Origin of the sequence: Geobacillus thermodenitrificans subsp. thermodenitrificans DSM 465, assembly GCF_000496575.1 — a bacterium.
Lineage (GTDB): Bacteria > Bacillota > Bacilli > Bacillales > Anoxybacillaceae > Geobacillus > Geobacillus thermodenitrificans.
This window is the reverse complement of record NZ_AYKT01000014.1, coordinates 72,584-86,482: the sequence shown is the minus strand read 5'-3', so window position 1 is coordinate 86,482 and position 13,899 is coordinate 72,584. Positions and strand designations below refer to the sequence as shown.

Sequence of the window (13,899 nt, the reverse complement as noted above, 5' to 3'; positions counted from 1 at the left end):
AGACAGTACGAAAAGCGGAGGCTTCTTCCCCAAAAACGGTTATCTAGTTTTGAAGGAATGAATTTCCTGTTGACAAAACCAATGACATGAATATAATAATTAGTGTCTAAGTAAATAAATCATTGCCTAGTGATGATAGCGGAGAGGAAACACCCGTTCCCATCCCGAACACGGAAGTTAAGCTCTCCAGCGCCGATGGTAGTTGGGGCCAGCGCCCCTGCAAGAGTAGGTCGTCGCTAGGCAATGTTGTATCGTTCCGCAATAGCTCAGCGGTAGAGCAACCGGCTGTTAACCGGTAGGTCGTAGGTTCGAATCCTACTTGCGGAGCCATTTTTACGCTTCCATAGCTCAGTAGGTAGAGCACTTCCATGGTAAGGAAGAGGTCACCGGTTCGAGCCCGGTTGGAAGCTCCATTGATTTTTTGGCCCGTTGGTCAAGTGGTTAAGACACCGCCCTTTCACGGCGGTAACACGGGTTCGAATCCCGTACGGGTCACTCTTTTAAATCAACCGTCCTTTTAAGGACGGTTGATTTAAAAACGTATAATTGCTCTCAAAATTGGCATACTGATTATCGAATACAATATCCCTTATGACGTTGGGCTATAGCCAAGCGGTAAGGCAACGGACTTTGACTCCGTGATGCGCTGGTTCGAATCCAGCTAGCCCAGCCATTATTTTTTTGTGCATAAAATGGTACAAGACGTAGGTCAGCATTCTCCCGACGCATCTAAGATCCTTGAATTAGCTAGTAGAGTAAGGGACGGGTAGAGCTAATCGGTACTTTAGAGTGTTATCTTAACCGTGAGCCATTAGCTCAGTAGGTAGAGCATCTGACTTTTAATCAGAGGGTCGGAGGTTCGAGTCCTCCATGGCTCATCATGATGCGGAAGTAGTTCAGTGGTAGAACACCACCTTGCCAAGGTGGGGGTCGCGGGTTCGAGTCCCGTCTTCCGCTTTGAACGGGGCCTTAGCTCAGCTGGGAGAGCGCCTGCTTTGCACGCAGGAGGTCATCGGTTCGATCCCGATAGGCTCCATCAAGAGCAGTCTACTTCGGAATGCGAAGTAGACTGCTCTTTTTTTGCCTCTAGTCTCAGCTAAATGAAAGTAGACGAGGAAGTCCCAAAGGTATAAATATTCGAAAAAGTGTCGAGTTGAGTCATCGCCCCCGTTTCCCCTACAATAAGGGCATAAGGGGAAACGGGAAAGGAGAGAAGACAACATGAAACCAATCTCTATTATCGGTGTACCAATGGATTTAGGACAAACGCGACGCGGCGTCGATATGGGGCCGAGCGCAATCCGCTATGCAGGGGTGATTGAACGGCTGGAACGTCTGCATTACGATATTGAAGATTTGGGCGATATTCCGATTGGAAAGGTGGAGCGGTTGCACGAACAGAGTGCTTCACAATTGCGTAATTTGAAAGCGGTTGCGGAAGCAAATGAAAAGCTGGCGATGGCTGTTGATGAAGTGGTCAAACGAGGGCGCTTTCCGCTGGTGTTAGGTGGTGACCATAGCATTGCGATCGGCACGCTCGCTGGAGTGGCTAAACACTATGAACGGTTGGGCGTCATTTGGTATGATGCGCACGGCGATGTTAATACTGAGGAGACTTCGCCATCTGGAAACATTCATGGTATGCCGCTGGCGGCAAGCCTTGGATTCGGTCATCCAGCGCTGACGGGGATCGGCGGATACAGTCCGAAAGTTAAGCCGGAACATGTCGTATTGATCGGGGTTCGGTCACTTGATGACGGGGAGAAGAAATTTATCCGAGAAAAAGGGATTAAAATTTATACGATGCATGAGGTTGACCGGCTTGGGATGACGAAGGTGATGGAAGAAACAATTGCCTATTTAAAAGAGCGGACGGATGGTGTCCACTTGTCGCTTGATTTGGATGGGCTTGACCCGAGCGATGCGCCAGGAGTTGGTACACCGGTTATTGGCGGGTTGACGTATCGGGAGAGCCACTTGGCCATGGAGATGCTGGCTGAAGCGCAAATCATCACCTCCGCTGAATTTGTTGAGGTGAACCCGATTTTAGATGAGCGCAATAAAACTGCCTCTGTCGCCGTAGCATTGATGGGATCACTATTTGGAGAGAAACTCGTTTGACGGGCTGCTCGGAGAGCAATGTAAAATCGCTTTTTCCTCGCTGTGATTGAGGGGAGGTCATTCGTTTGACCTCCCCTCTTTTTTCAGTTCTATGATACAATAAACATGTTGCATGAAACTTTTCTTCATCAAGCGCCGTAATATAAGATGAGCCGTAAGGGCGGGGGTATTGTATTTTATGGATCTATTTATTAAAAAAAGAATTAGGGCGATCCGAAAAGGCGACCAAAACGCATATGCCGATCTTGTCGATTTGTATAAAGATAAGATTTACCGCCTTTGTTACCGAATGCTCGGAAATCGCCATGAGGCGGAAGATGCGGCACAGGAAGCGTTCATCCGTGCTTACGTCCATATTGACACATACAATCCAAATATGAAGTTTTCGACGTGGCTATACCGCATTGCCACGAACTTAACGATCGATAAGTTAAGAAAGCGAAAACCAGATGTGTATTTGGATGAGGAATTAAACGGTACGGATGGATTGACGATGCAGGCTCAGCTTCCTTCTCGCGAGGCGTCGCCTGAAGAGGCAGTGGAAAGCTTGGAACTACAGGAGACAGTCCAGCGGGCAATTGAGCAGCTGCCGGAGAAATACCGAAGCGTGATCGTACTAAAATACATCGAAGATTTGTCATTGCAGGAGATTAGTGAGATTTTAGGCTTGCCGGTTGGTACAGTGAAAACGAGGCTGCATCGCGGCCGTGAAGCGTTGCGCAGGCAACTGGGCCATTTATAAAAGGGTGGGAGACTATGGAATGTCCGAAAGAAATAGTATCACTTATGCACAGCTATCTTGACGGCGATCTTCAGCCGGATGAGGAGCTACGGCTAAAAGAGCATTTACGTTCGTGCGCCGCTTGTGCTGCCCATTTTCATGAATTAAAAAAGACGGTCGCCTTTCTACAATATGCCTCCCACGTGACCGCACCGTCATCATTTACAGCAACGGTGATGGGGGCCATGCCGAAAGAGAGAAAGACAGTGCGGCTGCGTCGTTGGTTGCACGGGCATCCACTGTTGACTGCCGCTTCTCTGTTTCTTCTTCTCACTGTAGGAAGCGTTGCTTCCTCATGGGGGGGAAAAGGCTCATTTTCCGTTTCGGCTGATGAACCTGTCATCATCCGTGACCATACGGTCATCGTGCCAAAAGGTGAAACTGTCAAAGGGGATATTGTCGTTCGCAATGGATCGATCCGGATTGAAGGAACGGTGGATGGGAATGTGACGGTGATCCGTGGGGAGAAATATATGGCATCGGCCGGGCAGGTGACAGGCGAAGTAGAGGAAATTAATCAAGTGTTTGAATGGATTTGGTATAATATTAAAGAGAAGGCCAGCCGTGCGCTCCAATCACTTGAATGATGGCAGCCATCGTCCGATGGCTTTTTCCATGACCATCAGAAGGTTGGAATTAGAGATAAAGGAAGTGTGAAGATGTCCTTCGAAGAGCTCCCCATCGTGTCGTATTTATTGAAAGTCGTCGACATCCTTGTTGTTTGGTATGTCATTTATAAATTGATTATGATGATTCGCGGGACGAAGGCCATTCAGCTATTGAAAGGTATTTTTTTAATTATTTTAGTTCGTTTTGTGAGTAATTATCTCGGACTTACTACGCTGCAATGGCTGATGGATCAGGCGATCATTTGGGGGTTTCTCGCGATCATTATCATTTTTCAACCGGAACTGCGCCGTGCCCTCGAGCAGCTTGGCCGTGGGCGACTGTTTACCCGCAGTACTGTCAATGAAGATGAAGAGAGGCTGCGGATGGTCGATGCAATTGTGAAAGCGACCGAGTATATGGCAAAACGGCGCATCGGGGCGCTCATTTCCATCGAGCGGGAGACCGGGATGGGCGATTATGTTGAAACCGGAATTATGCTAAATGCACACGTATCGTCCGAGCTGCTTATTAATATTTTCATTCCGAACACACCGCTTCATGACGGGGCGGTGATCATTCAAAAGAATCAAATCGCTGCCGCCGCTTGTTATTTGCCGTTGTCGGAGAGTCCGTTCATTTCAAAGGAGCTCGGGACGCGCCATCGCGCGGCTCTTGGTATTAGCGAAGTGACCGACAGCGTCACCGTCATTGTGTCCGAGGAGACGGGGGCGGTGTCAGTGGCGAAAAACGGCGAGCTGTACCGCGATTTAACGATCGATGAATTCCGGGAACTGTTAACAGGCGAGCTGGCTCCAGCTGCGAAGACCGCCACTTCTTCCCGTTGGCAATGGAGGGGGAAGAAACATGGATAAATTAATGGACCACCCTTGGTTTATTCGCGTTGTTTCTTTATTATTGGCCATCATGCTGTATATGTCGGCCAATGTCGGGGCGAAAACCGGGGAGCAGACGCGCAATACATTTGGCCAGGAAGATACGGAAACATTGATCGATGTCCCGGTTGTTGCTTATTATGATGAGGAGAACTTGATCGTATCTGGTGTGCCGCAATATGTAAATGTCACGCTTCAAGGTCCGGCAAGCATTGTCAAACCAACGGCGCTGCAACGGAATTTCGAAGTGTACGTCGATTTAACGGATTTGCCGTTAGGTACGTATACGGTACCGATCAAATACAAGGACGTTTCCGAGAAATTGAAAGTGAACATTCAGCCCGCTTCGGTGAAAGTGACGATCCGCGAAAAAGTATCGAAACGCTTCCCTGTCAGCGTCGAGTTTTTTAACCGAAACAAAATGCCTGATGGCTATTCTGTCGGCGAACCGACCGTTGAGCCGGGCACTGTGACGATTACTGGATCGAAAGAGCTGATCGATGATATTTCGTTTGTAAAAGCGATCGTCGACCTGGAAGGGGCGACGGAAACGTTGGCGAAAAAAGTGCGAGTTCGGGTATACGATCGCCAAGGCAATGAAATCGATGTTGAGCCGCAGCCATCAGTTGTAGAAGTGACTGTGCCGGTCAAAAGTGCTAGCAAGACTGTGCCACTTCAAGTACAAACAACTGGGGAGCTGCCGGATGGGGTGCGTCTTGTTAGCATCCATCCAGAACCGGAGCAGGTGACGATTTACGGATCAAAAGGCGCATTGGACCGGATTAAACAACTCGATGGGCTGACGGTTGATTTAGATAATGTGAAGGATGATACGACAGTAGAGCTTGATGTTCCACTTCCTGACGGGGTGAAAAGAATTGACCCGTCCAAAATCAAGGTCCACATCGATGTTGAAAAGGTGGAGAAGGCTGAGAACGAAGAGAATAAGGTTGAGAAAGATGAGGTACGTACATGGGAAAACATTCCAATTAATGTTGTCGGCCTATCGGATTCGTACCAGGCCGACTTTTTGGAGCCTGTAGGCGGAAAGATTAACGTCCGTCTCATCGGCCCGCCTGATATCGTCCGTGGTCTGACGAAAGACGACGTTCGTCTCTATGTCGATGTCAGCGGGCTTGATGCGGGTGAGCACCGAGTCACCATTCGATGGGACAAACCGGAACAAGTCCGATGGGAGCCATCGGCAGAAACAGCGATGGTCAATATTAGTGAAAAAGCAGCTGCACAATAAATTGTACAGTAAGGAGAGATTGACCGAATGGGTAAATATTTTGGCACTGACGGTGTACGTGGAGTAGCGAATCGTGAGCTGACGCCGGAATTGGCGTTTAAAATCGGCCGCTGCGGCGGATACGTGCTGACGAAAAGTGCTGAACGTCCGAAAGTGTTGATCGGACGCGATACGCGCATTTCCGGCCATATGTTGGAAGGTGCTCTTGTTGCCGGACTGCTCTCGATCGGAGCGGAAGTGATGCGTCTTGGCGTCATCTCCACGCCAGGTGTTGCCTATTTGACGAAAGCGCTCGGGGCACAGGCTGGTATTATGATTTCTGCCTCCCACAATCCTGTGCAAGATAATGGCATTAAATTTTTTGGTCCGGACGGGTTTAAACTGTCAGATGAGCAGGAGCAAGAAATTGAAACGCTGATCGACAGCCCGGAAGATATGTTGCCGCGGCCGATTGGCTCATCGCTTGGTCAAGTCAACGATTACTTTGAAGGTGGACAAAAGTACTTGCAATATTTAAAACAGACGATTGATGAGGATTTTTCTGGAATGAAAATTGCCCTCGATTGCGCGCACGGGGCGACCTCATCGCTTGCCACCTATTTGTTTGCTGATTTGGAAGCTGATGTCATCACAATGGGCGCTTCACCAAACGGCCTCAACATCAACGAAGGAGTTGGCTCGACCCATCCAGAGGCGCTGGCGGCGTTTGTCAAAGAAAAAGGAGCCGATGTGGGGCTTGCGTTTGACGGAGATGGCGATCGTCTTATCGCCGTCGACGAACATGGCAACGTCGTAGACGGCGACCAAATTATGTATATTTGTGCTAAATATTTAAAAGAAACAGGCCGCCTCAAGCAACAAACTGTCGTCTCGACCGTCATGAGCAATCTTGGTTTTTACAAGGCGCTTGAGGCGCAAGGAATCAGCAGTGTGCAAACGGCAGTCGGTGACCGATACGTCGTCGAGGAAATGAAGAAGAACGGCTATAATCTCGGCGGTGAGCAGTCTGGACACATTATTTTCCTTGACTATAATACGACAGGGGACGGGATGCTGACGGCGCTCCAACTCGTGAATATTATGAAAGTCAAAGGCAAACCGCTCTCCGAACTGGCAGGGGAAATGAAAAAGTATCCGCAGCTGCTTGTGAACGTTCGGGTGACGGATAAAGAAAAAGCGATGGAACATGAACAAGTCAAAAAGGTCATCGCAGAAGTGGAAGCGGAAATGAACGGCAACGGACGCGTTCTTGTCCGTCCATCAGGAACTGAGCCGCTTGTGCGCGTTATGGCCGAGGCCCCGACCGAGGAAGCTTGCCGTACCTACGTCGAGCGGATTGCTGATGTTATTCGTCGCGAGATGGGTGTGGAATAACCGCATGTACTGATGATTAGCCTATGCATAACCGGAACATTATGTTCTGTTTATGCATAGGTTGTTTTATATAAAAAGAAAATGAGAGTTGACGACGATGGGAATGTGCTGTAACATTAACGTTGTTGCCTTTTACTTGAAAGGAGGCGATGGCGGGGCGAAGAGCGGAAATGGATGAACAAATGGCGTGCCGCAACCGTTGGCATGCTCGAAAAAGTGGAATGGTTGCACTGGTTTTGACGACAAAAAAGCGCCTGGACTAAGCGCGGGAACGGACGCGCGCTTAGTTGACGAGGAGGAGGTTTATCGAGGTTTTCGGCGGATGCCTCCCGGCTGGAGCGATGACAGCCGCAAGTCCTCTCTTAAAACAAAGGGGTGACCCTTTGGACAAAGGGGAGGATGTCATCGCACAAAACGAAAGGGGAGTCTGCCGCATTGACGGCGAGGCCCCGTTGTTCTTTGACAACTGAACATGGAAGGATCTCGTTAGCGGCAGCCTCCGACGTTAAAGGAGGAAATATTACCATGTGCGGTATTGTTGGTTATATCGGTTACCAAGATGTGAAAGAGATTTTGTTGCGCGGATTGGAAAAACTCGAGTACCGCGGCTACGATTCGGCGGGGATTGCCGTATTAAATGAGAACGGCGTTCATGTGTTTAAAGAAAAAGGACGGATTGCCGATTTGCGCCGCATCGTCGACTCGGACGTCAAAGCGACGATCGGTATCGGTCATACACGCTGGGCGACGCACGGGGCCCCAAGCCGGGTGAATGCCCACCCGCACCAAAGCGCCTCCGGCCGCTTTACGCTCGTGCATAACGGTGTCATCGAAAACTACGAAATGCTGAAACGCGACTACTTGGCTGGTGTCACGTTCCAGAGCGATACGGATACGGAAGTGATCGTCCAGCTCATCGAAAAGTTTGTGCAAGAAGGGCTGACGACGGAGGAAGCGTTCCGCAAAGCGCTCTCGCTGTTAAAAGGCTCGTATGCGATCGCGATGATTGATGCAGAAAACGAGGAAACGTTGTATGCGGCGAAAAACAAAAGCCCGCTCCTCGCCGGTCTCGGTGATGGGTTCAACGTCGTGGCCAGCGATGCGATGGCGATGCTTCAAGTGACGAACCAGTTTGTCGAACTCATGGACGGCGAAATGTTGATCGTCACAAGCGAGAACGTATCAATTCAAACGTTAAATGGTGAGAAAGTCGAACGGAAGCCATATACGGCAGAGCTCGATGCCAGCGACATTGAAAAAGGGACGTACCCGCATTACATGTTGAAAGAAATTGACGAGCAGCCGTTTGTTATCCGTCGCATCATTCAAAAATACCAAGATGACAACGGAGAATTGGCTATTGACCAAGCAATTGTCAATGAGGTATTGAATGCGGACCGTCTATACATTGTCGCATGTGGAACGAGCTATCACGCAGGCCTTGTCGGCAAACAATTGATTGAATCGTGGGCGAAAATTCCGGTCGAAGTGCACATTGCTAGCGAATTTTCGTACAATATGCCGCTCCTGTCGGAAAAGCCGCTCTTCATCTTTATTTCGCAAAGCGGTGAAACGGCCGACAGCCGTGCTGTGCTTGTGCAAACGAGAAAACTCGGCCATAAAGCCATTACGATTACCAACGTCCCAGGCTCGACGCTGTCGCGTGAAGCGGACTATACGCTGTTGTTGCACGCTGGTCCAGAAATCGCCGTCGCCTCGACAAAAGCATACACGGCACAAATCGCAGTATTGGCGATTTTAGCGGCGAGTGCAGCGAAAGCGAAAGGTCTCGAATTGGACTTTAACTTGATGAAAGAGCTCGCTATCGTCGCCAATGTGATGGAAATGTTGTGCGATGCGAAAGAGGAAATGGAGAAAATCGCGAGCGACTACTTAACGCTGACGCGCAACTGCTTCTTTATTGGCCGTGCGGTTGACTACTATGTCTGCTTAGAAGGCGCGCTCAAGCTGAAAGAAATCTCCTATATCCAAGCGGAAGGGTTTGCTGGTGGTGAGTTGAAACACGGTACGATCGCCCTCATCGAAGATGGCACGCCGGTCATCGCTCTCGCTACCCAAGAGCACGTCAACTTAAGCATTCGCGGCAATGTAAAAGAAGTCGTTGCCCGTGGCGCGAATCCATGCGTTATCTCGATGCGCGGCTTAGAAGGAGAAGGAGATCGCTTCATCATCCCAGCCGTCCATCCGGCTCTCACGTCGCTTGTTTCCGTCGTACCGCTGCAGTTGATCGCGTACTATGCGGCCTTGCATCGCGGTTGCGACGTCGACAAACCACGCAACTTGGCGAAAAGCGTGACGGTAGAGTGAGCGGTTCGTTGGTCGGAAAAGCTGTTGTTAAGTGACAAAAAAGTTGTATACTGGACTCTTTAAAATGAGGGTGTCCCATTTTCTACTTTGGGGATACCCACTTTTTTTAAGGGGGATTCTTCCATCCACTTTTCCAATAAAGGATTATGCCATCTTTCGTTTTCTTGAAAACTTGTGTTCGTCCGCTGTATTGTAAGTTGTGAAATCTCCCTATGTTTCTTAAAAATGAAAAGCTAGACAGATATAATTAGCTTGGATAAAATGGAAAATAAGAACATCTACACAACTGAAAAACACGATTTTTACGGAAGGAGGAGTTCCATACATGGATGCCAAGGCGAAAAAAACGGCTTTACGTGGAATTACATACGGTTTATACATTGTCGGCACAAAAGATGAAAACGGTACTGCCAATGCTTTTGCGGGAAACTGGCTGACACAAACGTCTTTTAATCCTCCATTGGTAGCGGTTGCAGTGAAAGTAGGCACCCGTTCCCAAGAGCAAATTGCCAAAAGTGGCGTATTTAGCGTCAATATTTTGGAAACAGGCCAGAAGGATATGGTCACCGCTTTCTTTAAATCTTTAGAACCGGAAGGAAATAAGCTGGCAGGGTACGAATTCTATACCGAAGAAACAGGATGTCCGATTTTTAAAGATGCGCTCAGCTTCTTTGAGTGCAAAGTTGTCGAAAAAGTAGAAAAAGGCGATCACTATATTTATGTAGGCGAAGTCATCAATGCCGGTGTGCATCGGGAAGGAGATCCGCTGACACTGAAGGAAACCGGATTTTATTACGGAGGGTGATTGGGGTACTCCTAACGTACAAGCCTGTTATAAGCGGTTGCGAAAGGAACGGATATAGAAACCACTGTATGGATGAGATGAAGCAGGCGGAAAAAGCCTGCTTCATCTTTAGCAATCGAACTAACGTTTAAAATTATGTTAATAAACAACGATAAAAGGAATAATGATCAGCTTGTTTTAGAAAACATCAATGAATCAATAATATATATCAAAGTTGCATACCTCTTTCATACATCTAAAGTTCATAGTACACCTTATTTATATGTGATAAATCAGTCAGAAGAAATCGAGATTAGTACAGGGATGAAACATCCTAAAGAACTAAGTCTTATGTTAATTGATGGAAGATTTCAGAGCAACCACCTAAAAAGACACGAAGGTAACCAATTAGTGATGCAGATCCCCCATTGTCTCCAAGAGTGAATGGAAAAACTAGTTTTTCAACAACAATCCTTTGACATCATACTTCTAAAAGAGAGGCCATTTCGCCAGACACTGTACATTTCATCACAAAACCGAGAATCATAATGATTTACCATTGTTAGAAATATACCAAAGCTGGTCATATCATGGTTGAACTTAAGAAACAACAAAAAAGCAATAGTGATGGTTGGGCGTAAATATTAAAGAATTTTCCGAATCATTTTTGGAAGCCTTGTTTATCGTCGGATAAAGATTATCAGATTCATTTGAACGAAATGGTTAACCTAATATTTCACATCGTATACTATTTTTCTTTTTAAAAGATGCTTATACATACATATAAGGAGGGTTTTTATGAAGGATATCCGAATGACGGTGGTCCTTACGTTGTTGTTGCTATTGGTGCTAGTTGGCTGTGCCAAACCGAAAGTGGAGCAAACGGTAAAATTAGGTGGTGCGGTCAAAACAATCGGTGACCTAGTGGTGCTAAGCGGAAACAGCAATCTGCCAAAAGGCGCCGTCGTGCAAATTGTGATGAAAGAAATCGAGGGGGGCAAACAGGTACTCGAGGAAAAAGTAAACGTTGGGGAAGACGGAAGTTATTCATGGAGCGCGAAAAGACCGGAGCGAGCTAAGGAATATGAGCTGGATGTGATGTTTTTGCCAGAACTGCAGCCGAAGCACGTAAAAGAGAAGTATGGTGAAAAGGGAGAGCTTATCAAAAAAGACTCGTCGGGCAGAGTAGAATATCAAACAGACGGACAAACCTATGTAGGAATTAAAATGTATGACCGCATCTTGAAAATAGGCGATGGAATGGGAGGACAGCAATCCATGTTAGCAGAAACATTGCCTCCCCCGGCACCATCTTATTAAAATGCAAGCACTGGCAGCTTACAGCCGAAAGGAACATCAAGCAATCGGTTGCCCATGCTCCGAAGGAGGGGGATCAGCCTTATGAAGAAATGGAAACTCGCCTTGACGGTGCTGGCGGATTTGTTGCTTACCATTTTCACGATTATGGCGATTATCGCGTTTGCGCAAAGCTATTCCTTGTTTCCGAGCCCGCAAATGGTCACGGTATTTTGGCAGCAATTTCAGCAGCTGTTTTGGAGCTTTTTTTCTATTCGTGATATAACGGTTTCGCTCTCGCAATGGCACAATGCTCCCCTGCTCTCAACGATGATGGAGCCGTATGCCTATTCCCTTATTATTTTATGGGGGGCGCTGGCTGTTTCCTTCCTTATAGCCGTTACGGGAGCCTACATCTGCTTTTTGCTTCCGCGTCCGCTGCAAAAAATGGTGAAAGGAATCGCGTTTTTTCTTGAGTCGATCCCCGATGTTATTTTTATTTTTTCTACGCAACTGTTTGTCATCTGGGTGTTTAAAAAGACAGATTTGCTTATGGTCAATCCTGTTGCCGGTTTTGACAATGTATACGTGCTGCCGATTGTCATGATTTCCATTTTGCCTTCCATTCTGCTGTTCCAAATGACATTTCTTGCGTTTACGGAGGAAAAAGACAAGCCATACGTCGAATATGCGCTAGCGAAAGGATTGTCAAAAACGGCAGTGCTATGGCGCCATATGTTCCGCAACGCGCTGATCACCGTGTTTTCTAACGTCCAATATTTGTTTTGGTTTATGCTGTCGAACTTGTTAGTGGCGGAATATTTGTTTAATATGCATGGATTTTTCCGGTTTTTGTATGAGCAGCGCCATACGCCGGAAGTAGTGGCTATCGGTCTTGCCATGCTGTTTTTGCCGTTTTACATCATTGATGTGGCCGGGAAACGAGTGATTGCTTATTTGACGGGAATCGAGAGGGGGGTAGCGTGATGCGCGCATTCCGCAACGTTTATTTTACGACAGGGTTTATCATCGCGGCCGGTCTATTGCTGGCCAGTTTTTTATATTCTTATTGGCTGAAAGACATCATTCCACAGCCGCCGGAGCGGATCTACAATGAGGCTGGGCGGCTCGTTGACGTTCCTCCGTACCCGCCGAGCTGGGTCCATCCATTTGGCGTCGATCGCCAAGGCGAAGATGTGTTTTGGAAGGTCATCGATGGGGCGAAATATACGATTTTCACCGCATTGGCGGTCAGTTTGCTGCGGCTGGCGTTCGGGACGGTCGGCGGAATCATGTATGCTTTTTATTTACAGAAATTTCGTTTTATTGCCGAGTCCATCGTCCGCGCCTTTCGGTTTGTGCCGGCGATATTTTTAACGATGCTCTTTTTTGCTTTCATTCCATTGGAGGAGCAAGGAGCTGGAATGGGAGTGTTGATAAAACAACTATTGGTGCTTGCGGCTGTTGCGCTTCCGCCGTTAATGCTGGTCATCGGCAATGATATCGCTGTCTTTTTGCAAAATGAATTTGTCGTTTCTTCCCGGCTGATGGGAGCTGATAACGTTTGGCTCATCCGCAAGCACGTTCTCCCGTATATGCGGCCGCGGCTGTTTTTGCTGTTTACCCAGCAGACTGTGCAGTCGCTCTTGCTGCTTGTGCATCTCGGGGCGTTTCAAATATTGCTAGGAGGCGTAAAAGTTATATACGATTCCGATGGGTTGGGCCCTCCCGAGAAGGTGGCGTTCTCCCTTTCGAATGAATGGTCCGGCTTGATCGGTCTTTCCTATCGGGAAATGATGCTTGACCAATGGATTGTTGTCGGGCCGTGTGTGGCCTTTATCGTTGCGATTTTTGCCTTCAAATTAATGGGGAAAGGGTTAGAGCAAGTAATTGCTGGAAAAGGAAAACGGAAGCAGCGGAAAAAGCAATGGAGTTCATCGGGAAAACCTGCTTCTTTTCCGCCGCAGCAGAGCGACTTTGAATTTGTACTTTATAAATAAGCTATCCTGAAAATAAGTGATATGCAAAGGATATAAACTTGATAGTATGGGCAATACAGTTGATTTTAACAGAATATCCGAAAGAAGCCTTCCACCTCAAGGAATGTGAAGGGCGACAGCCCAGTAAGTAGTGGGAGATGAATTTCGGTTGGCGATAGCCAACGAATATGATAGTCTGGTTCGAACGGATACCTTCGAAGCGAAGGAAGCATAAAGGGTTCTTGTGTGTGGCTTACTGTTCAGCGAGCACGCATAAGTCGCTTGAAGCCTCCACCTCTAAACGAAGCGTAGGAGGTGGGTAGTTTACTACCATTCGGTATATTTTTAGACATAGGTAGGGATATTCCTTTCTCTGGAATGTGTTTTGGTCCAAATCAGAGAATGCCCTGCCTTTTTTCTTTTGTTCTAGCATATTCTTTATCCATCATCTTTCTTGTATTGGGGAAATTGTCTATTTATAA

General features: G+C 47.6%; 11 protein-coding genes, 7 tRNA genes and 1 rRNA gene. All 19 read left to right on the top strand.

Annotated features, from left to right (window positions below; translation table 11 throughout):
- Positions 1-125 precede the first annotated feature (125 nt).
- The 19 genes from rrf to DSM465_RS0113770 all read left to right on the top strand — a co-directional run bounded on the left by rrf (position 126) and on the right by DSM465_RS0113770 (position 13,438).
- Positions 126-242: ribosomal RNA gene (gene rrf, locus DSM465_RS0113870) — 5S ribosomal RNA — on the top strand.
- A gap of 13 nt (positions 243-255) precedes the next feature.
- Positions 256-330: transfer RNA gene (locus tag DSM465_RS0113865), tRNA-Asn, on the top strand.
- A gap of 7 nt (positions 331-337) precedes the next feature.
- Positions 338-413 (top strand) — tRNA-Thr (locus DSM465_RS0113860).
- 10 nt (positions 414-423) lie between these two features.
- A tRNA-Glu gene (locus DSM465_RS0113855) sits at positions 424-495 on the top strand.
- A 103-nt stretch (positions 496-598) separates the two neighbouring features.
- Positions 599-673, top strand: a tRNA-Gln gene (locus tag DSM465_RS0113850).
- Positions 674-805: 132 nt separating this feature from the next.
- Positions 806-878, top strand: a tRNA-Lys gene (locus DSM465_RS0113845).
- A 7-nt stretch (positions 879-885) separates the two neighbouring features.
- Positions 886-957 (top strand) — tRNA-Gly (locus tag DSM465_RS0113840).
- A gap of 6 nt (positions 958-963) precedes the next feature.
- Positions 964-1,036 (top strand) — tRNA-Ala (locus tag DSM465_RS0113835).
- Positions 1,037-1,221: 185 nt separating this feature from the next.
- Positions 1,222-2,121: an arginase gene (gene rocF / locus DSM465_RS0113830; RefSeq protein WP_029761592.1), complete on the top strand. Its 900-nt coding sequence runs from the start codon at positions 1,222-1,224 to the stop codon at positions 2,119-2,121.
- Between the two features lie 178 nt (positions 2,122-2,299).
- Positions 2,300-2,863 (top strand): RNA polymerase sigma factor SigW, encoded by a 564-nt coding sequence (gene sigW, locus DSM465_RS0113825; RefSeq protein WP_029761591.1) that lies wholly within the window; start codon positions 2,300-2,302, stop codon positions 2,861-2,863.
- Positions 2,864-2,877: 14 nt separating this feature from the next.
- On the top strand, positions 2,878-3,489 hold the full coding sequence (gene rsiW, locus DSM465_RS0113820; RefSeq protein WP_008881529.1) for an anti-sigma-W factor RsiW: 612 nt from the start codon (positions 2,878-2,880) through the stop codon (positions 3,487-3,489).
- Between the two features lie 72 nt (positions 3,490-3,561).
- Complete coding sequence (gene cdaA, locus DSM465_RS0113815; protein ID WP_008881528.1) at positions 3,562-4,383, top strand: diadenylate cyclase CdaA; 822 nt, start codon at positions 3,562-3,564, stop codon at positions 4,381-4,383.
- The gene (locus DSM465_RS0113810) at positions 4,376-5,656 is read left to right on the top strand and encodes a CdaR family protein (RefSeq protein ID WP_008881527.1); all 1,281 of its coding nucleotides are present in this window, start codon (positions 4,376-4,378) and stop codon (positions 5,654-5,656) included. The genes cdaA and DSM465_RS0113810 overlap by 8 nt, the downstream gene beginning before the upstream one ends.
- A gap of 27 nt (positions 5,657-5,683) precedes the next feature.
- Positions 5,684-7,030, top strand: a complete 1,347-nt coding sequence (gene glmM / locus DSM465_RS0113805; protein WP_029761589.1) for a phosphoglucosamine mutase — start codon at positions 5,684-5,686, stop codon at positions 7,028-7,030.
- 525 nt (positions 7,031-7,555) lie between these two features.
- The gene (gene glmS / locus DSM465_RS0113790) at positions 7,556-9,358 is read left to right on the top strand and encodes a glutamine--fructose-6-phosphate transaminase (isomerizing) (protein ID WP_029761588.1); all 1,803 of its coding nucleotides are present in this window, start codon (positions 7,556-7,558) and stop codon (positions 9,356-9,358) included.
- 325 nt (positions 9,359-9,683) lie between these two features.
- Positions 9,684-10,163 (top strand): flavin reductase family protein, encoded by a 480-nt coding sequence (locus DSM465_RS0113785; protein WP_011886640.1) that lies wholly within the window; start codon positions 9,684-9,686, stop codon positions 10,161-10,163.
- 777 nt (positions 10,164-10,940) lie between these two features.
- Positions 10,941-11,462 (top strand): hypothetical protein, encoded by a 522-nt coding sequence (locus tag DSM465_RS0113780; protein WP_008881522.1) that lies wholly within the window; start codon positions 10,941-10,943, stop codon positions 11,460-11,462.
- A gap of 81 nt (positions 11,463-11,543) precedes the next feature.
- Positions 11,544-12,425, top strand: coding sequence for an ABC transporter permease subunit (locus tag DSM465_RS0113775; RefSeq protein WP_029761587.1), 882 nt, complete (start codon positions 11,544-11,546; stop codon positions 12,423-12,425).
- Entirely contained in the window at positions 12,425-13,438 is a 1,014-nt protein-coding gene (locus DSM465_RS0113770) for an ABC transporter permease (protein ID WP_008881520.1), read from the top strand. The genes DSM465_RS0113775 and DSM465_RS0113770 overlap by 1 nt, the downstream gene beginning before the upstream one ends.
- The last annotated feature ends 461 nt before the right edge of the window (positions 13,439-13,899 follow it).

Bases quoted from the DNA above. Each gene is read 5' to 3' on its own strand.
- glmM (WP_029761589.1), top strand. From the start codon at position 5,684: ATGGGTAAATATTTTGGCACTGACGGTGTACGTGGAGTAGCGAATCGT.
- DSM465_RS0113775 (WP_029761587.1), top strand. From the start codon at position 11,544: ATGAAGAAATGGAAACTCGCCTTGACGGTGCTGGCGGATTTGTTGCTT.
- DSM465_RS0113780 (WP_008881522.1), top strand. From the start codon at position 10,941: ATGAAGGATATCCGAATGACGGTGGTCCTTACGTTGTTGTTGCTATTG.
- rsiW (WP_008881529.1), top strand. From the start codon at position 2,878: ATGGAATGTCCGAAAGAAATAGTATCACTTATGCACAGCTATCTTGAC.
- DSM465_RS0113770 (WP_008881520.1), top strand. From the start codon at position 12,425: ATGCGCGCATTCCGCAACGTTTATTTTACGACAGGGTTTATCATCGCG.
- DSM465_RS0113785 (WP_011886640.1), top strand. From the start codon at position 9,684: ATGGATGCCAAGGCGAAAAAAACGGCTTTACGTGGAATTACATACGGT.
- DSM465_RS0113810 (WP_008881527.1), top strand. From the start codon at position 4,376: ATGGATAAATTAATGGACCACCCTTGGTTTATTCGCGTTGTTTCTTTA.
- cdaA (WP_008881528.1), top strand. From the start codon at position 3,562: ATGTCCTTCGAAGAGCTCCCCATCGTGTCGTATTTATTGAAAGTCGTC.
- glmS (WP_029761588.1), top strand. From the start codon at position 7,556: ATGTGCGGTATTGTTGGTTATATCGGTTACCAAGATGTGAAAGAGATT.
- sigW (WP_029761591.1), top strand. From the start codon at position 2,300: ATGGATCTATTTATTAAAAAAAGAATTAGGGCGATCCGAAAAGGCGAC.
- rocF (WP_029761592.1), top strand. From the start codon at position 1,222: ATGAAACCAATCTCTATTATCGGTGTACCAATGGATTTAGGACAAACG.